At 67.1% G+C, this 21,201-nt stretch carries 11 protein-coding genes; 4 read left to right on the top strand and 7 right to left on the bottom strand.

Features of this window, described 5'->3' with window-relative positions; genetic code table 11:
- Nucleotides 1–172: 172 nt before the first annotated feature.
- Nucleotides 173–3,115 carry an AMP-binding protein gene (locus VML93_RS15790; protein WP_325612005.1) on the bottom strand — a complete coding sequence of 981 codons (2,943 nt, stop codon included), beginning with the start codon at nt 3,113–3,115 and terminating at the stop codon, nt 173–175.
- A 197-nt stretch (nt 3,116–3,312) separates the two neighbouring features.
- Here VML93_RS15790 and VML93_RS15785 point away from each other — a divergent pair, with 197 nt between their 5' ends.
- From VML93_RS15785 to VML93_RS15770, 4 genes are all read left to right on the top strand, one after another.
- Entirely contained in the window at nt 3,313–4,104 is a 792-nt protein-coding gene (locus tag VML93_RS15785; protein WP_325612007.1) for a transglutaminase family protein, read from the top strand.
- A 110-nt stretch (nt 4,105–4,214) separates the two neighbouring features.
- Entirely contained in the window at nt 4,215–5,477 is a 1,263-nt protein-coding gene (locus VML93_RS15780; protein ID WP_325612004.1) for an alpha/beta hydrolase, read from the top strand.
- Nucleotides 5,478–5,632: 155 nt separating this feature from the next.
- Entirely contained in the window at nt 5,633–11,968 is a 6,336-nt protein-coding gene (gene pks2 / locus VML93_RS15775) for a sulfolipid-1 biosynthesis phthioceranic/hydroxyphthioceranic acid synthase (protein ID WP_325612002.1), read from the top strand.
- A 15-nt stretch (nt 11,969–11,983) separates the two neighbouring features.
- Complete coding sequence (locus tag VML93_RS15770; RefSeq protein ID WP_325612001.1) at nt 11,984–13,399, top strand: condensation domain-containing protein; 1,416 nt, start codon at nt 11,984–11,986, stop codon at nt 13,397–13,399.
- Nucleotides 13,400–13,456: 57 nt separating this feature from the next.
- On the opposite strand, the gene fadD21 is transcribed toward VML93_RS15770, so the two are convergent.
- The 6 genes from fadD21 to VML93_RS15740 form a co-directional block, all read right to left on the bottom strand.
- The gene (fadD21, locus tag VML93_RS15765) at nt 13,457–15,193 is read right to left on the bottom strand and encodes a fatty-acid--AMP ligase FAAL21/FadD21 (protein ID WP_325611999.1); all 1,737 of its coding nucleotides are present in this window, start codon (nt 15,191–15,193) and stop codon (nt 13,457–13,459) included.
- 62 nt (nt 15,194–15,255) lie between these two features.
- Nucleotides 15,256–17,148 (bottom strand): adenylyl-sulfate kinase, encoded by a 1,893-nt coding sequence (gene cysC / locus VML93_RS15760; RefSeq protein WP_325611998.1) that lies wholly within the window; start codon nt 17,146–17,148, stop codon nt 15,256–15,258.
- A 1-nt stretch (nt 17,149) separates the two neighbouring features.
- On the bottom strand, nt 17,150–18,067 hold the full coding sequence (cysD, locus tag VML93_RS15755; protein ID WP_325611997.1) for a sulfate adenylyltransferase subunit CysD: 918 nt from the start codon (nt 18,065–18,067) through the stop codon (nt 17,150–17,152).
- A complete protein-coding gene (gene stf0 / locus VML93_RS15750) occupies nt 18,064–18,867 on the bottom strand; it encodes a trehalose 2-sulfotransferase (protein ID WP_325611995.1) in 804 nt (267 codons plus the stop codon). Before stf0 ends, cysD begins: the two co-directional genes overlap by 4 nt.
- 139 nt (nt 18,868–19,006) lie before the next feature.
- Nucleotides 19,007–20,212 (bottom strand): hypothetical protein, encoded by a 1,206-nt coding sequence (locus VML93_RS15745; protein WP_325611994.1) that lies wholly within the window; start codon nt 20,210–20,212, stop codon nt 19,007–19,009.
- 195 nt (nt 20,213–20,407) lie between these two features.
- A partial coding sequence (locus VML93_RS15740) for an isoprenylcysteine carboxylmethyltransferase family protein (RefSeq protein WP_325611992.1) occupies nt 20,408–21,201 on the bottom strand: 794 nt, incomplete at its 5' end.

The following is a 21,201-nucleotide window of genomic DNA, read 5'->3' as shown; positions in this document are numbered from 1 at the left end:
AGGTAGCCGATGGTCAGGTGCAGCAGACCGCTCACGACGTACCCGGCGCGGGCGAATCGTTCGAACACACTGTTTTGGGCGATCTGTGTCGCGGTCGTCGGATCACCCACCGTGTAGCGGGCCACAAAGCGACCCAGGAGTACACGCACTTCGCGGTTGCTGAGGCCAGGCGTCATGGCGTGCCCCCGACGATGGCCGGTTGTCGATAGCGGCCGTCAGTGAAGTTGTGGTACCAGGTCGATTCCCCCGGCACCGGCAGCCCGGCCGCCCGCAGCGCGGTCGACAGGGGGCGGTAGGAGGGCGTGAGCGGCATGCGGTCAACGATCTGGACGATGGCCGGACGCTGGTCCCGGGGCAGGGCGCTCAACGCGGTGGTCAGCGTGTGGGCAGTGAGGACGCCGCCTTTGCCAAGCGTCACGGCCGCAACCGCGACGTCGTGCGTGTCGGTCGCAACGGGATAGACCACGGCCAGGTCGATCACGGTGATTTCGCCGAGGGCGTCGCAAATCGGCTGGCAGAAGACCGGTCCACGCACCGACTGGATCACAGTGTTCCTGTTGTCGACGAACCAGAAGTCGCCGTCGCTGTCGCGGCGAAACAGGTGGTCTGTGGTGATCCACGTGTCTCCCTTGACGAATACCGAACGCATCGACACGCTCGCGGCATCGGGCCCGGAGCGCGGCTTCGCCAGCAGTACGCCTACCTCGTCGTCCGCGCAGGGGCGCACGAAACCGTGGTCATCCTCGATGAACCGCCCCGTCGCGGCGTCGTAGCCGGCCAGCCGAATCTCGGTGCTGCCTGGCAGCGGCCGACCTTTGGCCCCGGTCTTCGTGCCGGCGACATTGCCCAGCACCGCGTCCCCCTCGGTGGAGGCATAGAACTCCAGCACGCGGGCGGGCGCGAATCGGTCGGTGACCTTGTGCCACAGCCCGGTCGGCATCCCGGCGCCGATGAAAAGGCGGATCGGATGATGTTCGGCAAGCTCGGGCGACGTCGCCTCCACCAGTTCGTGCAACATGGCCCAGGTGTAAGCCACCACCGTGACCCCGTAGCGGTGGACCTCATCGGCGAACCGCGTTGGGTCGACACCTCGGGTCAAGGCGATGCGCGACCCGCCGGCGACCGCGCCGCCGAGGCCGACCAGCAGACCCGACGGATGGTGCAGCGGGGTCAGGCAATAGATCGTGTCACTTCGGCCGAGCGCGGCAGCGGTAGCCGTGCCGTAGGCCGACAGCGCCCACCGATGATTCGTGACCTCCTTGACCACCCGGCGCCCTCCCGTCGTGTTGAAGAACACGAAGGCGACATCACGTGCCCGGCCCGGGTTCGGGCGATACCACTGCGGCAGCCGCGCACCGGACAGGTCGAGGCGGTCCAGCTCGACAACCCGGTCCGATTCTCGCCGGCAGAGATCGGCGCTGCGGCCGTGACCGAGGATGAGCACCCTGGTGCCGGTCGTGGCGGCCGCCGCCAGATGAGTTGGGTCAGTGACGATGTCTGCCACCTCGCACAGTTGGACGGCGGCGGCGAGGTCCTCGTCTGGGGGTAGCAGCACCGCCACCGCGCCGAGCCGCGACAGTGCCGCGATCGCGGTGACGGCGCTGGGACTGGTGTCCATCAACACACCGATGTGGGCTCCTTGACGGATACCCACGGCGATGAGGCGGCGCACCGCGTCGTCGATGCCGCGATCAACCGCCGCGTTGGTCTGGACCCGATCCTCGAAAAGGAAGCATTCCTCCTCGGGCGCTCTGTTCGCCTGCTCGGCTATCAGGCCGCCCAACGACACCCGGGTATGGGGCTGCAGCCGCCCGAGGCGGGCGAGCCGTGGCACGGTACGCACAGCCTCTGCGGCGATCCCCCGGCTGCTACGCGCCGCCCCCGCTGCGGCGTCGGCCAACCCCAGGCTCACGCCGATACTCAGTTCGGCCAGCGCACCCGCCGAGTGACCGATACGCGACGACAGCCCGACGGCGCCATCGATCCCGACGCTGTCGGCCGCCATCGGACGTACGCCGTCGGGCCTAGGCCCTTGACCGTCTTGCCACAGCACCCATTGACCGACGGTGGGCCACGTGCGTGTGGCCGCGGTCGATCCGACAACGAGCCCGAAATGACCTGCCCGCAATAACACCTCGGACACCTCAGCGCGGGGGGCGGCACGCCGGATTCCTCGCACGGACGCGGGTTGGCCAATGTCGTCGACCTCGCCGATGAAGGTGAGGACCGGACAGCTGATTTCCGCGAGCGTGATCAACGTGCCGTCGATCACGGCGCCGCCGGCCATCATGCGGTTATGGACCACGAACTGTCGTAACAGCTCGGCGACCGCGGGTCCCGACCATGCCACCCAGCCCTCCACCTCGAGGAAGCGACGTTGCTGTTCCCTGGGCAGCAACGCCTCTCGGTCATGAAGTTGGCGTAGAAAGTCCCATCTCGCGCGCGCCGCCTTGATCGGGTCCAGAAGTTGAAAGCCGGTACGGGCCATCCATCCGGACACCGAGAGATGGTTGAAGACGTGGTCGGCAAACAACTGGGCGGCGCGGCCCGCCAGGGCCGCGGGAATTCCGAACGGCAGACCGCTGAGCGAATCGACGGCGCTCCCGAATGTGATGACGCTGGCCAGGCCCGCGGAGCGACGGTAGGCCGCGGCTTGGTAGCAAAACATGCCGCCTTGCGAGTAGCCCGCCAAATGCACATTGCGGCCGGTGTGTGCGTGTACGGAGTCGATGATCCGGCTCAGCGCGACGACATGGTCGCTCAAAGTGCGTTCGAGCCCACCGGTTTCCCGGTCCGGTGAGCCGAAGTCCACCACCCACGGGTCCACACCGAGGTCATGCAGGACTCCGACCGCGCCCTGGTCTCTGGTGACGTCAAACACGTTGGCCGACATCATCATCGGCGGCACAAGAATTACCGGAGAGCGTGACGGATCAGTCGTGCTGTCGGGGAAGTACCGGCGTAGCCGGTACATATCGCACCGCTCCACGATCTGAAACGGTGACGGCAGGAATCCGGTCTGAAGACCACCGAACCGCAGTACCTCGACACCGTTCTGCACGGTCGCGATCATCCGGTTCGCGGGGCCGACTATCAGGTCGCTACCCCATGTCACGGGGTACCACACGCACGCTGATCACGCATCGGCTGACGTCATGAAATCAACACTACGCGAAGCGGGGGTGCCCCAGCGCTTCGTACACCGCGCACGCCGGCTATGAAACGTAGTGGGTTATTCATACTGACCTGATGCCGTCGCACGGCTCGCGGATGGGGAACGGCTGGCGCATGATCGGCACTGTGAGAAGAGAAGTGGGCGCCGAGCTCGAAGTCGAAATCACCGAGGCCACGACGTTGGAGTTTCAGATTGCTATTGCGCCGCATCCGCGCACTGAGGTCTTCGAGTCGCTGCGGTTCGTCTTGGACGGACAGCCAATCCAGCCTTTGGAAGTCAGCGGTGTGCACGGCAACCGCATCCATAAGTTCGACGCGGGGGTGGGCACACTGAAAGTCGACTACGCGGCGACGATCGTGGGCCAGACCGATCCGGCTCCGGTGACCGACTACGACCAGTCGATGTATTTGCGGCCCAGCCGCTATGCCGAGGCCGATAAATTCTATGGCTTCGCCGCAACCGAATTCGGCAGTGACAGCGATTCGGCGACGCTGCTGGAGCACGTGAGCTCGTGGGTGGGCACCCGGTTGAACTACGTGCCCGGCTCCAGCGATCCGATCGACGGGGCAGTGGAGACGCTGCTCGCCGGCGAAGGTGTGTGCCGCGATTACGCGCACCTAGTGGTGGCGCTGTTGCGTGCGGTCAACGTGCCGGCCCGTCTGGTGTCGGTGTACGCACCTGGCTTGTACCCGATGGACTTCCATGCGGTGGCGGAGGCGTTCGTCGAGGGGCAATGGCGGGTGGTCGACGCGACCCTGCTCGCGCCGCGGCAGACTTTGGTGCGCATCGCCACCGGCCGGGACGCCGCCGACACGGCATTTCTCGACAATCACAAAGGCGGTATCTCGCTGAACAAGCTGGTGGTGACCGCCGTCGTCGAGGGCGACCTGCCGCAGGATTCGATCGACGAACTGGTTTCCATCCGCTGAGGGTGCGGGACCGATCGGCCGATCACAACAGGGAACGCCTCGCCCCGGCTTTTTCAAGTCCAAGTAACTTGTGGGTGCCGGGTTCGTCGGATTCAAGGGAGAGAGCAACTGTGAAGCGACTGGCAGCTGTGTTGGTGTCCGTGTTGGGTTTGGCGTTTGCCGCCAACGGCTATCGGCCGCTGACCAGGCGCGGCTACGGCTCGATGTACGCGTTCAGCTACGGCTTGTTCGCGTCCGAACTTCCGCTGCAAGCGGTCGGCGCCCAGCTGGCGGCGCTGGCCACGTTCTCTCGCCGGTTGCCTCCACGGGTGCGGCTGTTCAGCTGGCTGGTGTCGGCACTGTCGTGGCTGGGGTTGTTCGGTCTGCACCACCGGGGGCGCGCGGCCGACGAGCCGTTGACCGCGGCGCTGGACGCCGGGCTCGGCCCAGACCGGCGCACCGAGTCCGGCGATCTGTGGAAGCGGCCGCCGCCCGGGGCGGCCACCGCCAAGAAGCCCGGCGTGGTCCGCATGATGCGGATCTACCGCGACTACGCGCACGACTCCGACATCAGCTACGGGGAGTGCGGGTCGAGGAATCATCTCGATATCTGGCGTCGGCCAGACCTCGACCGCGACGGCCGGGCTCCAGTGTTGCTGCAGGTTCCCGGCGGCGCGTGGATGACGGGAAATAAGCGTGGACAGGCGCATCCATTGATGAGCCACCTGGTCGAGCTGGGCTGGGTGTGCGTGGCGATCAACTACCGGCTCAGCCCCCGCTCCACCTGGCCCGACCACATCGTCGACGTCAAGCGCGCGATCGCCTGGACCAAGGGACACATCGCCGAATACGGTGGTGACCCGGACTGGATCGCGATCACCGGCGGCTCGGCCGGCGGGCATCTGTCTTCGCTGGCGGCGCTCACCCCCAACGATCCCCGATTCCAGCCGGGGTTCGAAGATGCCGACACCCGGGTGCAAGCCGCGGTCCCGTTCTACGGTGTCTACGACTTCACCCGATCCGACGATTCGATGCATCCGCTGATGGTGCCGATGGTGGCGAAGAATGTATTCAAGTTGAGCCGGACCGAGATCGCCGAGCCTTTCCGCACCGCCTCGCCGATCACTCATGTGTCCGAGGAGGCACCGCCGTTCTTCGTGCTGCACGGCAGCAACGACTCGTTGATCCCGGTCGAACAGGCACGCAGCTTCACGTCGCGGCTACGCGAGGTCAGCCGGAATACCGTCGTGTACGCAGAGTTGCCGTACGCGCAGCACGCTTTCGACATCTTCGGGTCGGCCCGCGCGGCGCACGCCGCGGTGGCCGTCGAGCAGTTCCTTGCCGAGGTGTACGCGTCGGATCGACGAAGCGTCGAGCAGCAGGCGTGCGGCTGATCCCATACTCCGTTTGCCTGAACCTATTCAACACATGAAGCTAAACTGATTTAGTTTGGTTGCAACGCTGTGACCTGACGAAATCCTCAGCCCGAATGCCTGGGGGAGATTGACACGCGCTTCGGCGTGCGGGCTCGAGAACTAGGGGACTGAGATTGGGTGCAAATTCCACGCCGGTGGCGGTCTTAGGCATGGCCTGTCGACTGCCCGGCGGGATCGATTCCCCGCAACGCCTCTGGGCGGCGTTGTTGCGCGGCGACGACTTGGTGGGCGAGATTCCCCGGGACCGGTGGGACGCGGACTTGTACTACGACCCCGAGCCCGGGGTGCCGGGCCGGTCGGTATCGCGCTGGGGCGCCTTCCTGGACGATGTCGGGGGCTTTGACTGCGATTTCTTCGGCATGACCGAACGCGAGGCCACCGCGATCGACCCGCAACACCGACTGGTTTTGGAAGCGTCGTGGGACGCCATCGAGCACGCGGGTCTGGATCCGACGCAGCTCGCGCGATCGCAGACCGGTGTCTTTGTGGGACTCACACACGGCGACTACGAATTGCTGTCCGCCGACTGCGGGGCCGTCGAGGGGCCGTCCGGATTCACCGGCACCAGCAACAGCTTCGCGTCCGGCCGGGTCTCCTACACGCTGGGACTGCGCGGTCCCGCTGTCACAGTCGACACGGCGTGTTCATCCGGATTGATGGCGGTGCACCAAGCCTGCCGCAGCCTGGATGAGGGCGAAAGCGACCTGGCCATTGCGGGTGGCGTCTCCGTGATGCTGGAACCGCGCAAGTCCGTGTCGGGCTCACTGCAGGGCGTGCTGTCGCCCACCGGTCGTTGTCACGCCTTCGACGCCGCGGGCGATGGCTTCGTCTCCGGCGAAGGCTGCGTCGTGCTGCTGCTCAAGCGGCTGCCCGACGCCGAGCGCGACGGCGACCGCATCTTGGCGGTGGTGCGCGGCACCGCGGCCAATCAGGACGGGCACACCGTCAACATCGCGGCGCCGTCGAAGGAGGCGCAGGTCGCCGTATATCAGTCGGCGCTGCGCGCGGCGGGCTTGGATTTGCAAGACGCCGCCACGGTGGGCATGGTCGAAGCGCACGGCACCGGCACTCCGGTGGGCGACCCGATCGAATACGCCAGCCTGGCCACGGTGTACGGGATCGAGGGTCCGTGCGCGCTCGCCTCGGCGAAGACGAACTTCGGCCACCTGCAGTCGACATCCGGGCCGCTGGGGCTGATCAAGGCGATTCTGGCGCTGCAGCATGGCGTGGTTCCGCAGAACCTGCACTTCACTCGGTTGCCCGATGAACTGGCCCGGATCAAGACCGAACTCTTCGTGCCGCAGGCTAATACGCCCTGGCCTACCAACGGTCTCGGGCCAAGGCGCGCCGCGGTGTCGTCCTACGGCATGTCCGGCACCAACGTGCACGCAATTCTGGAACAAGCGCCGGTGCCGGTGGCGCCCGAGCAAGAACCGGAAACCGTTGGCCCGCTGCTGTTTCCGGTGTCGGCGACGTCCGCCGAGCAGCTGCGCGTGACGGCCGGCCGGCTGGCGGCCTGGGTCGACGAATGCGCCGGTGGCGATCAGGGCACCGCCGCGCTGCGGGACCTGGGCTACACCCTGGCGTGCCGCCGCGCCCACCGGCCGGTGCGGACGGTGGTGTCGGCGAGCAGCTTCGGTGAGCTGAGTGCGGCCTTGCGCGACATCGCCAACAGCGCCACCCCGTATGAGCCCGCGCTGTCGCAGGAGGATCGCGGGCCGGTCTGGGTGTTCTCGGGTCAGGGTTCGCAATGGGCGGGGATGGGCGCCGAACTGCTGGCCAAGGAGCCGGTGTTCGCCGCGACCGTCGCGGCGATGGAGCCGCTCATCGCCGAGGAGTCAGGCTTTTCGGTGACGCAGGCTCTCTCGGCGGCAGAGCCCGAGACCGGGATCGACCGGGTGCAGCCGACGGTCTTCGCGATGCAGGTCGCGCTGGCCGCGACGATGAAGTCCTACGGGGTGCGCCCCGGCGCGGTTATCGGCCATTCGCTCGGTGAGGTCGCGGCAGCCGTCGTCGCGGGAGCGTTGTCGCTCGAAGACGGCCTGCGCGTCATCTGCCGTCGCTCTCGGCTGATGTCGCGGATCGCCGGCAGCGGGGCCATGGCGTCGGTGGAACTGCCTGGCCAGCAGGTACTTTCCGAACTGTCCATTCGGGGGGTGTCTGACGTCGTGCTATCCGTGGTCGCGTCGCCCACCTCGACCGTGGTCGGCGGTTCCAGTGAGGCCATTCGGGACATGGTGGCCGCCTGGCAGGAACAGGACGTGAGCGCGGGTGAAGTGGCGGTTGACGTCGCCTCGCACTCGCCGCAGGTCGACCCGATCCTTGACGAGTTGGTGGAGGCCCTCGCCGAGCTCGAGCCAACCGCGCCGGAAATCCCGTACTACTCCGCCACGTTGTGGAACCCCCGCGAACGGCCGTCGTTCACCGCCGACTACTGGGCGGAAAACCTCCGCTATACCGTGCGATTCGCGGCGGCCGTGCAGGCGGCGCTCAAGGACGGGTACCGCATCTTCGGAGAGCTGGCGCCACATCCGCTGCTCACCCACGCCATCGAGCAGAACGCCGCCAGCCTTGACATGCCATTTGCCGCGCTGGCCCCGATGCGACGTGAGCAGCGGCTGCCGCTCGGGTTGCGTGCCTTTGTCGCCGACGTGCACAGCGTCGGCGCTCGGGTGGACTTCTCGGTGCTGTACCCCGCGGGGAGCCTGGTGGATGCGCCGTTGCCTACCTGGACTCACCGCAACCTGATGCTGAGCCGGGAGTCGGCCGACCACCCGGCGCACGGCGCCTCGGTCAAAGCCGTTCACCCACTGCTCGGCGCGCACGTGCATCTGCAGGAGGAGCCCGAGCGTCACGTCTGGCAGGGCGAGGTCGGCACCGAGGTGCACCCGTGGCTCAGCGACCACCGGATTCACCACGCTGCCGCGCTGCCCGGTGCCGCCTACTGTGAGATGGCGTTGGCTGCCGCACGCGCAACCCTGGGCGCACAGTCCGAGGTCCGCGACATCAAGTTCGAACAGACGCTATTGCTGGCCGACGAGACCGTGGCGTCGTCGGCGGCGACGGTTGCCGAGCCGGGTGTGCTCGAGTTCGTGGTGGAAACCCATCAGGACGGCGAACGGATTCGCCGGGCCCGTGCGATTCTGCACGCCCTCGAAAAGCTCGAGGAGCCGCCCGCGCATGACATGGATGCGCTGCGGGCGAACCGTCCCTCCCGCATCGAGGGCGACGAGCTGCGGAAGGGTTTCGACAGCGTCGGTATTCAGTACGGCCCGGCCTTTTCGGGCCTGGCCTCGGTGCTGGTTGCCGACCGGGAGATCAACACCGTGCTCGCCGAAGTCGCACTGCCCCCGACCATCCGGTCGCAGCAATCGGCCTATGGTGCCCACCCGGCGCTGCTCGATGCGTGCTTCCAGTCGGTCATCGCGCATCCCGCAGTGCAAAAGGCCGGCCAAGGCGGTCTGCTTTTGCCGCAGGGCGTGCGCAAACTGCGCAACTATCACTCGATGCGCAACGCGCATTACTGCCTCACCCGGGTCAAGCCAACGCCGGCCGGTGAGTTCGAGGCCGACATCGACGTGATGGACGAGTTTGGAACCGTGCTCTTGACGGTCGAGGGACTACGCCTCGGCGGTGGGGTTTCGGAGCAGGAACGCGACGATCGGGTGCTCAACGAGCGGCTGTTCACCATCGAATGGGAGCCTCGTGAGCTGCCGCAGGTGTCGACGAGCGAACCGGGATCATGGCTGCTGCTGAGCGCGTGCGACGACGCGGACCCGCTGACGGCAGAACTCAGCGACGCATTGGATGCAACGACGGTGCACCTGCCGCTCGGGTCGCTGGGGTCTGGCGATCATGCGATCGGCGCCGAGCAACTGCGTTCGCTGCTCAGCGGGCATGGCTTGAGCGGCTCGAATGGTCACGGGGTTCTCAAGGGCCTGACCGGTGTCGTCGTGGTGACCGCGCCGCCCGCCGAGCCAGAATCAGGCCAGGAAGTGCGACGCGGCCGGGACTATGTGTCTTACCTGGTGAACATCGCGCGTGAGCTCGCCGAACTCCCGGGCCAGCCGCCCCGGCTCTTCGTGGTGACCAGAAATGCCGCGAGCGTGCGGCGGGATGAGCTGGCCAACTTGGACCAGGCCGGGCTGCGCGGACTGATGCGGGTGATCGATTCCGAACACCCGCATTTGGGTGCGACCCAGATCGACATAGACACCGAAGCCCAAGGTGGCCCGGTCGCCGAGCAACTGGCCAGACAGCTGGAGAGTGACTCGGAGGAGGACGAAACCGCTTGGCGGGACGGCGAGTGGTGCACCGCGCGGCTGCGGCCGGGTCCGCTGCGCCCCGCCGAGCGGCGAACCACGGTCGTCGACCACGAGCACGACGGCATGCGCCTGGAGATCCGCAGCCCCGGCGATCTGGAATCCCTGGAGTTCGTCGCGATCGACCGGGTACCGCCCGGACCTGGGGAGGTCGAGGTGGCGGTTACCGCGTCGGCCATCAACTTCGCCGACGTTCTCGTCGCGTTCGGCCGGTACCCCGCTTTCGAGGGTTCCCAGCCGCAGCTGGGCGGCGACTTCGCCGGTGTGGTGACCGCGGTCGGACCCGGCGTCACCGAGCACCGGGTCGGCGATCACGTCGGTGGGGTGTCCGGCAACGGTTGCTGGGGCACGTTCGTGATCTGCGACGCCCGGCACGCGGTCACGCTGCCGCCCGAGTTGCCGCTGACCAAGGCCGCCGCGATGCCCACGGCCTACGCCACGGCCTGGTACGCCCTGCACGATCTGGCCCACATCGCATCGACCGACAAGGTGCTGATCCACTCGGCAACCGGCGGCGTCGGGCAGGCGGCGATCGCGATGGCACGCGCCGTCGGTTGCCAGATCTTCGCGACGGCGGGCAGCCGGCAGCGCCGGCAACTGCTGTCCGACATGGGTATCGAGCACGTCTACGACTCACGCAGCACCGACTTCGCGGACCAGATCCGCCGCGACACCGGCGGCTATGGCGTCGACGTCGTGCTCAACTCGCTGCCGGGAGCCGCACAGCGTGCGGGAATCGAATTGCTGGCCTTCGGCGGGCGTTTCGTCGAGATCGGCAAGCGCGACATCTACGGCGACACCCGGCTCGGATTGTTCCCGTTCCGTCGCAACCTGGCGCTGTACGCGGTCGACCTGACGTTGCTGACGCAGACCCACCCGGATACCGTTCGGCGGCTGCTGACGACGGTCTATCAGCGCACGGCCGCCGGTGTGCTGCCGCTGCCGCACACCACGCACTACCCGATTCACGACGCCGCCGTCGCCGTGCGGCTGGTCGGCGGCGCCGGTCACACCGGCAAGGTGCTGCTCGACGTGCCGCATACCGGAAGCACCGTGGCCGTGGTGCCCCCCGAGCAGGTCAAGGCGTGTCGCGCCGACGGCGCCTACATCATCACCGGCGGCATCGGCCGTCTCGGCCTGTTCCTCGCCGGCGAGCTGGCCGGGGCGGGCTGCGGGCGGATCGTGCTCAACTCTTCTTCGGAGCCCAACGCGCAAGCGCAGCAGGCCATCGAGCGCTTGCGTGCCGCCGGGGCCGATATCGAGGTGGCGTGTGGGGACATCGCCGCGCCCGGGATGGCCGAACGCCTGGTGGCCTGCGCGACCGCCTCGGGACTGCCGGTACGCGGCGTGCTGCACGCGGCGGCGGTGGTCGCCGACGCCGCGCTGAGCAATGTCACCGAGGAACTGATCGACCGATGTTGGGCGCCGAAGGTCTACGGCGCGTGGAACCTGCACCGGGCCACCATCGATCAGCCATTGGATTGGTTCTGTGCGTTTTCGTCGGCCGCGGCGCTGGTGGGTTCGCCCGGTCAGAGTGCATACGCCGCGGCCAACAGTTGGTTGGACGCGTTCGCCCACTGGCGTAGCGCCCAGGGTCTGCCATGCACCGCGATCGCGTGGGGAGCATGGTCCGAGGTCGGCCGTGCCGCCGCCCTGGCCGAGGATGCCGGTGTCGTGATCAAGCCCGCCGAGGGCTATCGCGCATTCCAGACACTGCTGCGCTACGACCGCCCCTACTCCGGATATGCGCCGATCGTCGGAACGCCGTGGTTGACGTCCTTCGCGCACCGCAGCCGGTTCGCCGAAGCGTTCCAGTCCACGGGCGTCGGCGAGCCGGATTCGGGCAAGTTCCTGGCCGAGCTGGATGCGTTGCCCCGGGAGGAATGGCCTAACACGATTCGGCGGCTGCTATCCGGCCAGATCAGCCTGCTGTTGCGGCGCACTATCGATCCGGATCGGCCGTTATCCGATTACGGCATGGACTCGCTGGGTAATTTGGAGCTGCGGACCCGGATCGAAACCGAAACCGGAGTCCGCGTCAGCCCCACGAAAATCACCACGGTGCGCGGTCTGGCAGAGCACCTGTGCGACGAACTGGCCGATCGGGACGGCGCTACCCAGGCCTGAGCCGAGGAGAGAGCGTTGCGAGTAGGGCCGTTAGCGGTGGGAAAGCTGTCCGACTGGGAACCGGGCCCGGGCGCGACGGTGTCGTGGGAACCATCACCCGCCGCGATCGCGAAGGCGTTGGAAGCGCCCGTCAGCAACGTCCCGACCAGTTACATGCAGTCGCAACACATTCGCGGCTACTGCGAGCAGAAGGCGAAGGGACTCGACTACTCACGGCTGATGATCGTCAGCTGCGACCAGCCCGGCCGATGCGACATCCGCGCGGTCAACTACATCGTCAACGCGCATTTGCGACGGCACGACACCTACCGCAGTCGGTTCGAGTACACCGACGACGGACGAATCGTCCGGCGCGCCATACCCGATCCCGAATACATCGAATTCGTGCCGGTCCGACGTGGCGCGTTGAGCCAGGCGCAAGTTCGAGACCTGGTCGTGAGCACACCGGAGCCGCTGCAGTGGGATTGCTTCCGGTTCGGCGTCATCCAGGGCGACGATCACTTCACGTTCTACGCCAGCGTCGACCACGTCCATGCGGACGCGATGCTGATTGGCCTGACGCTCATGGAGTTTCGCATGATGTACGGGGCCCTGGTCGGTGGTGGCGCGCCGCTGGAGTTGCCGCGGGCGGGCAGCTACGACGAGTACTGCATCCGGGAGCACGGATTCGCCGCCACGCTGACCGCCGAGTCCCCGCAGGTTCGTGCCTGGATGTCGTTCACCGAGCAGAACGCGGGCAGCACGCCCGATTTCCCGTTGCCGCTCGGTGACGCGTCGAAGCCGTGCGACGCGGACTTCGTCAGCATGAGGATGCTGGACGACGAGCAGACACGTCGATTCGAGTCGGCCTGTCTAGACGCGGGCGCCCGCTTCGTCGGCGGTGTGCTGGCCTGCTGCGGCCTCGCGGATTACGAATTGGCCGGCGGGGACAGCTATTACGGGCTCACCCCGCGGGACACCCGCCGGCCCGGCGACGCGATGACCCAGGGCTGGTTCACCGGCTGGATTCCGATCACGGTTCCCATCGCCGGGCTGTCGTTCGACGACGCCGCGCGCGCCGCGCAGGTTTCCTTCGACTCGGGTCAGCACCTGGCCGAGGTGCCCTATGACCGGGTGGTGGAGTTAGCGCCGACGGTGCAGCGGCCGCGGCCGAACTTCCCCGTCGTCAACTTCCTCGACGCGAGCACCTCACCGCTCTCGGTGTTGCTCAGCGCGGATTTGGACAACCTGAACATCGGGATCTACAGCGACAACCGCTACTCGTATCAACTGTCCATCTTCGTGATACGGGTGGAGCGGGAGACGGTGGCGGCGGTCTTCTTTCCCGACAACCCGATCGCCCAAGAGTCGATAGCCCGTTACCTGGCGGCGCTGCGGTCGGTGTTCGTGCGCGTCGCCGACATTCAGGTGGCGAGCTCACCGAGACTGTAGTGAGGGCGTGGTTTGGCGCTCAACCGCGATCTGTAGGCAGTCTCGGCCTGATCCGCTTCAGGTGTCCAAGCGGGCGAACTGCTGCTGGCGGTACTGCTCGACACACTCGGCCCGTCTGATCTTGCCGCTGGTCGTGATCGGAATCGACCCGGGTGCCACCAACACGAGGTCCGCGACGTTGAGCCCATGCGAGTTCGATATCGCCGCGGTGACGTCGTTCTTGACGACGTCGAGTTTGCGCATCACTTCCTCGTCGGTGTCGCCGCGCCTCTTGACTTCGATGATGGTGACCAGCTTCTCGGTCTGATCCACTGCAACCGATATCGCGGCGACCCGGCCGCCGGTGATCTCCTGGACCGTCGACTCGATGTCCTCCGGATAGTGGTTGCGCCCGTACACGATCAGCAGATCCTTCATGCGGCCCACGATGAACATCTCGCCCTCGGACATGAACCCCAGGTCTCCGGTTCGCAGCCAGGGCCCCGCGGGTGTGTCGGGCGACGGGTTGGTCAGCATGCCGCCGAAGGTGCGCTGTGTCTCCTCGGGCCGCTGCCAGTAGCCCAGGGCAACGTTGTCGCCGTGCACCCAGATTTCACCGACGGTTCCCGCGGCGCACTCGACGCAGGTGTCGGGATCCACGATTCGGACGACCGGCGACTTGGGCGCGCCGTAGCTCAGCAGCGGTGCGCCGGTCTGTGCGTCAGAGCGTTCCGCGGTGCCGGCGGAGAGCTTCTCGGGTTCGAAGTAGATGACCGCCGGAGGGGTGCCGTTCTTCGGGCGGCAGGCGGCATAGACCGTACCTTCCGCCAAACCGTATGAGGGCAGGATCATTTCGTCGCGGAAGTGGTACGGACTGAATCGGTCGGAGAACCGGTTCAGCGTGGCCGGGTGTACTCGTTCGCTGCCGCTGATGATGCCCAGCACGCTCCCGAGATCGACTCCGGCCAGGTCGGCGTCCGACGTCTTGCGGACCGCCAGTTCGAAGGCGAAGTTCGGCGCTGCGGAGAACACGGGGTCCCCGGTGGCCAGCGAGTGAATCCACCGGGCCGGGCGCTGCAGGAAGCCGACCGGGCTGGACAGATCGGCGCGGTAGCCGCCCAGGATCGGTGCGATGACACCGAGCACCAACCCCATGTCGTGGAAGAACGGCAGCCACGACACGATGCGGGTATCGGGTGGCGCCACGCCGTTGGTCGGCGCGAAGTAGTCCGCCATCAACTGCCGGAAATTCACCATCAGGTTCCGGTGGGTGATCATGACCCCGGCCGGGGTGCGCGTCGAGCCCGACGTGTACTGCAGATATGCCGGGCCGGGCGCGTCGGTGAGCCGGATACTCGACGGATTCTCGGCGTCCAGGTCCAGCGAGTCGACCTCGACGATCGTCGGCTGCGCGGGCAGCTGGCGAACGTACTCGGCCGTGCCCGCGGCGAGCGCGGACGTCGTCAGGATGACCGACGGTGTGGTGTCGGCCAGCACCGCACTCACGCGTTCGTCGTGGGAACCGGCCAACGGGACCGACAGCGGAACCGCGATCAGGCCCGCGTGCATCGCGCCCAGGAAAGCCACGACGTAGGGGAAGCCCTGCGGAGCCACGATCACCGCCCGGTTCCCGGCCGAGCCGTGACGCTTGATCTCATGCGCGACGTTCAAGGTTCGCTGATAGAGCTGTCCCCAACTCAGAGTCTCGCTGACGCCCGCCCAATCCTGCTCGTAATCGGTGAAGCAGAACGCGGCGTCGTCGGGCTGCAGACCGGCGCGTTCGCGCAGCAGGGAGAGGACGGACGAACTTTCCATGGCGGTTAGGTTACCGTCCGCCGGGGTGTCCGTAGTCCGCAAGCGGCAAGGTCGGGCGGCGGCTACTCCGTGTTTGCGGGCGGGCGCGGGCTGTGCTCGTCGAGCAGGGCGATGACCTGCGCGGCGAGTTCGTCGATGTCGGCGTTGGTGGTGTCCAACGTGAGGTCGGGGTCGTCGGGCGGCTCGTAGGGTGCGTCCACACCGGTCAGGCCTTTGAGCTCGCCGCGTCGCGCCCGCGCGTAGAGGCCCTTCGGGTCCCGCTTTTCGCACTCGGCCAGCGACGTGGCGACGTGCACCTCGATGAACGGCAGCTTGGCGGCGTTGTTGAGGGCGCGGGCGGTTTCGCGGTCCGACCTCAGCGGCGACACCAGCGACGCCAACGCCACCACGCCGGCGTCGGCGAGCAGGCGGGTCAGGTGCCCGACCCGCCTGATGTTTTCGGTGCGGTCGCCGGGGGAGAACCCCAGGTCGTCGGACAGGCCGTGGCGCAGGTTGTCGCCGTCGAGCAGGTAGGCCATCCGTCCCGACTCGACGAGTGCGCGCTCCACGGCCACCGCGACCGTCGACTTGCCGGACGCGGGCAGACCGGTGAACCAGATCGTGGCGCCCGGCTGTCCGGTGGCCTGCCAGCGATGGCGGCGATCCAGCGCTGACGGGTGCCAGCGGATGTCGGTGCGCACATGGGTGCCGGGCTTCACCTCGCGCGCCTCGATGATGGTGCCCGCGCCGACGGTGTCGTTGGTGGCCTCGTCGATCAGAATGAACGCGCCGCTGTCGCGATTGTCGGTATAGCTGTCGGCGATGACGATCGAGCTGGTTCGCAGCGTCACGGTGCCGATGTCGTTGAGCGCCAACTCAACTGGCCCGTCGAGCTCGTCGAGGGTTTCCGGGTCCAGCCGCGTGTGCAGCTCCTGCACGGTGGCCCGAACGGTCCTGGTGGTTTGTTTGAGCGCCAGCCGGTCGCCGGCCCGCAGCGGGGCGTCGACGAACCAGCACACCGTCGCGTCGATCTCGCGGGCCAGTACCGGCAGCCAGGCATCCTCGGCGCCGCTGACCAGGACGTCACCGCGTCCGACGTCGATGTCGTCGGCCAGTTCGATCGAAACCGACAGGGGCGCAACGCCCGTCGTGCGGTCGTCGTCGAGGGTGTCCAGTTTCGTGACCGTCGAGCGGGTGCCCGCCGGCAGCGACACCACCGGATCGCCGATGCTGAGGGTGCCGGCAGCCAGCCGCCCGGTGTAGCGGCGGCGCATGTCGGCGGTCGGTCGCGACACCCACTGCACCGGTAGCCGCAGCCGCCTAGCCTCGGCGTTCGGCGCGGCCAGCTCGATGCCCTCCAGGTACGCCAGCAGCGTCGGGCCGCGGTACCACGGCGTGTTCTTGGAGGTGTGCACCACGTTGTCGCCGTGCTTGGCCGCGATCGGGATCACCGTGATGTCGACCTCGCCGAGGCGTGCCGTCATCTGCCGCAGCTGGTCTTCCACGTCGGCGAACTTGGCCTGGTCGAAGTCGATCAGATCGATCTTGTTCACTGTGGCGACAAAGTGCTTGATACCCAACAGCTTTGCGATGCGGGCATGCCTGCGGGTCTGGCGCAGCACGCCGGCGCGCGCGTCCACCAACAGGATCGCGGCGTGCGCGTTGGAGGCGCCGGTGAACATGTTGCGCGTGTAGCGCTCGTGACCGGGAGTGTCGGCCAGGATGTAGCTGCGGGTCTCGGTGGAAAAGAAGCGGTACGCCACGTCGATGGTGATGCCCTGCTCGCGTTCGGCGCGCAGGCCGTCGGACAGCGCCGCGAGATCGGCGACACCCTCTTCGTCGGTGACGGCCTCCAGATGGTCCAGCGGCAGGCTGTCGGTGTCGTGCAGCAGCCGGCCGATCAGGGTGCTCTTGCCGTCGTCCACCGAACCCGCGGTGGCGATCCGGAGCAGTTGGCGGGTAACTGTCGCGGACATTTCAGAAGTACCCCTCGCGTTTGCGGTCTTCCATCGCCGCGGCCGAGGTGCGGTCGTCGGCGCGGGTCTCGCCGCGCTCGGACACCGTTGCCGCGGAGATCTCGGTGATGACCCGGGTGATGTCGACGGCGGTGGAGCGCACCGCCCCGGTGATGGTCAGGTCGCCGACGGTGCGGTAGCGCACCCACTCGACGGCCGCGGCTTCGCCGGTCTGCAGGCTGGTGTATTCCGACACCGCCAGCAGGATGCCGTCGCGCTCGAACACCTCGCGTTCGTGGGCGAAGTAAATGGACGGCAGCTCCAGGTCTTCCAGCTGGATGTAGCGCCACACGTCGAGCTCGGTCCAGTTGCTCAGCGGGAACACCCGAACCTGCTCGCCCTTCTTGATGCGTCCGTTGTAGAGGGTCCACGGCTCTGCGCGCTGGGCGCGGGGATCCCACTGGCCGAACTCGTCGCGGAAGCTGAGGATCCGTTCCTTGGCGCGGGCACGCTCCTCGTCGCGGCGGGCACCCCCGAACGCCGCGTCGAAGCCGCCGGCGTCCAGCGCGTCGAGCAGGGTGCGGGTCTGCGCCCGGTTGCGCGAAACCCCGGGGCCGGGGTCGGCCACCCGGCCGGTGTCGATTGATTCCTGAACCGACGCTACGATCAGCTTGTGCCCTTGGCCGGTGACCCGTCGGTCGCGGAACTCGATGACCTCAGGAAAGTTGTGGCCGGTGTCGACGTGCATCACCGGAAACGGCAGTGGGAGCGGGCGAAATGCTTTCTCCGCCAAGCGAAGTAGCACAATCGAGTCCTTACCGGCGGAAAACAGCAGGACCGGTTTTTCGAGTTCGGCGACGACCTCGCGGATGATATGGACCGCCTCGGCCTCCAGCAGCCGTAGCTCGTCGACCCGCCGGGTCTCGGTGGGCGCGGTCATGTCGGTAGCCCCTCTCGTTCGGCGTCGGCCCGGTAGCGGTCCACCCACTCGTCGGAACGCTGGTCGGCCTGCCGCTGCAGCACCGGCTCGGGCGCCAGCCGCGGATCGAGCCCCAACGCCTCGAGCACGGTGGCCACCACCTGAGTCAGGTTGCGCCACAGCACCGGATAGGAAATCTCCATCGGCTTGATGTCTTCCTCGGCGAACCACGCTTGCCAGCTCTCCTCCTGGGCGCGCAGCATGGCGACGGTGTGAGCGATCGCGCCGGCGTGATAGGTGGCGCGCGCATCGCGGACGGGGTCGGGCCGGCCGCGCCAGACGCGGGTCTGCACCGCCCGCCAGAACGACACCGCCTGCGACACCACGTCGGGCCGGTGAATATGGATGAGCAGCGGCTCCTCGCCGACGACATCGCGGATCGCGGCCAGCAGGCCGTCACCGGATCGATCCGGCAGCCCGCGTGCCCGGTCGAGCAGCAGCGGAGTCTGGTTCCACATCAGCTTGCCGCCCCATACGCCGTTGGGTGTTTTGCCGACCGTGCGGATGTAGTCGCGCCAGATCTCGGGCGGTGCCAGGTCGGGAGTCCCGACGTCCAACGGGTCCAGCAGATGCAGGACCGACTCGTCGTCGACACCGGCGAACCATTCCCGCGGCTGCGGGGCCTGGCTGGTGGCGGGCAGATATTGGAAGAACTCCTGGGGTTCGCCGGCCACGCCGGTCGCGCGCAGCGATTCGACCAGCAGCGTGCTTCCGCTGCGCTGGGAGGCCAGCACGAGGTATGACGACGGATTGTCTGCCATCATGGCAGCCTAGCGGCAGGGAAATCCCGTGCAAGACATTGGATTACCTTCAGGCTGAAGTTAACCATTGCCCGGGGGCATTTCGACGGGAATTGGCGCGCGTACCCGCTGACCAGCACAAATGCTGGCGGGCCGGCTGTTAGGCGGCCTTGATCTTCAACACCGTCTCAGCGAGAAGCTCGTCGAGAGTAGTCAGCGGCAGCGGCGGGGTGTCCCCGTGAAAGAGGTATCCGCCCAGACTTGAGCGACTGATGACGATCAGCCCGCGCACCTGGGTAACGCGCAGGGCCTCGACGCCCTCGGTACACCTGTCGTAGCCCTGCAGGTTTTCCACTCGCATCCACCGGTGCGTGAACCGCACCGTGTCCTCGCCGTCGGTCACCGCCGAATCCGCTTGCAGGAACTGGTGATTCTCCCGGTCTTGGCACAGTGGGGGTTTCTCGGCCAGATGCGCGGTGCAGGTAGCGATCTCGCGCCGCAGATCGGCCAGATAGTCGACGCCGACGCGGGCCCGGTTGATCATCACGTAGGGTCGCGGTGGTTTTCCGAGCTGGTCCCACTTCGACTGGTCGAAGTCATCCCAACTCGCCAAGGTGTCGTAGCGGGGTGTGGGGCCATGGTCAGCGGACCGGCACAACGACCAGAACTGGCCGCCCGGCTCGCTGGCACGGGCGTCGATGCCGGTGTCCATCGACAGCGCGGGAAGCAGCGCCGAGATCTGGGCCTGGCTCCAATCGGCGAGCTCGGCCGGCAGCGCCGAACGTGGCCGAGGGCGTCCTGCCGCACCGATCAGTCCCGACAGCAGGCTGTTCCGCGATGCCGCCGACGGATCGTTGGTGCGGTACCAGGCCTGCACGATCACGCCGTTGGGCAGTACGGTCACCGCCATATTGGTGACGAAGGGCCACTGCCAGTCGACGTCGCCCGACTCGTAGCGGCTCAGCGCCTGGGCGGACTCGGCGACCAGCCACCCACGGACCCTGTTGTCGTCCATCGAGGGGGCCATGCCCCACATCGGACACCGATGAGCCCACGCGGCCGTAAGGCTCGTGACGTCGGCGTCGCCTGCGGCGGTAAACCGAACGTGGACGTACTCGCTTCCGTTTGCGGGGAATCGGTTGCCGGCCAAGGGCTTCCCGGTTGCGTCGGTGGCGGGCCGGTAGTCCACGTCGAGTTCTGGTCCGTCCTTGACTCCGAACCTGGGCAGACGCTGGCACTCCTCGGGCGCAGACTCTCGTGCCGCTGAGGGCGGCAGTGCGCCGAATTCCGGTCGGGGCGCGAACACGGTGACGCCGTCGAAGAGTTTCTCGTCGACGTCGGCCAGCCCGGGTACGCAGCGCGCCAACCGATTCGGCCCACACTCACCGAGCTCGGTCGGCCCAGCCGTGAGCGTTGCCGGACTCGCACCGGGTTGCTTGTGCGTTGTGCACCCATTACTGGTCAGGACAAGCCCGGCGATAGTGGCCAGCCCGGCCACCGCACGGCCGAAACAGCGCCGCGCGACCGCGCCGAAACCTGTAGCCCCGCAACGCAATTTGGCTCAACTACCGTTTTCCGGGGTCTGCTGTTTGTTCCTTCGCGCCAGAAGCATGACGACCCAGACCACAAAGGACCCGAGGAAAACCCGTTGGAATATCACGCCGTTCATCGTCAGCGCCAGCAGCAAGACTGCCGTTGCGGCACCCCACCAGAAGAACTCGCGCAGAAATCCGTCGACCCAATTCGGCTTCGCGTCGCCGGGTGGCACGCGCGGCCGGAGTGACGGGATCAACCGCGGCACGGCCGCGCAATAAGCGCGATAACTTTCGCCCTGCGTCTCGCGCAGCTCCGCCTCCTCGCGCACAATCAGCCGGAGCACACACACGAGCATCCCGAAAAACAGTACTAAAAATCCCGTTCGCGAAGCCGTCAGTCCCAGTCCGAAGGCTATCGGCAGATTGCCGAAATAAAGCGGATTGCGCACATAGCGAAACGGCCCGTCCGCGATCAGTTTGTCCGAATGAAGCTGCTGGGCGAACACTACCGCCGAAGTCAGATACGACGTTCCCCACGTGCGTACAGCGGCCCCGAGGAACGTGAACGCCGCGGCCGCCAGAAACACCGCTCGCACCCACAAGTCCTCGGTGGGTCCGCCGAACCAATTGCGCAGCCAGTGCCCGACCGCCGCCCCCGCCGGGATCTTGTCGAACGAATAGCACGCAAACGCGGCCATATAAATCAGCCAGGCCGAAAAAAATCGCAGCCGGAATTCCATTTTCGTCGCCCCGTACCAGGGTGCGTTCATCATGTCCTCCGCTTCGCCCACCCCCGCTGGCCCGTCGGCGAGGGTGCACA

It is taken from the genome of Mycobacterium sp. (assembly GCF_035499775.1).
Classification (GTDB): Bacteria; Actinomycetota; Actinomycetes; order Mycobacteriales; family Mycobacteriaceae; genus Mycobacterium.
The sequence above is the reverse complement of the archived record's forward strand: the minus strand, read 5'-3'. Positions and strand labels throughout refer to the sequence as shown.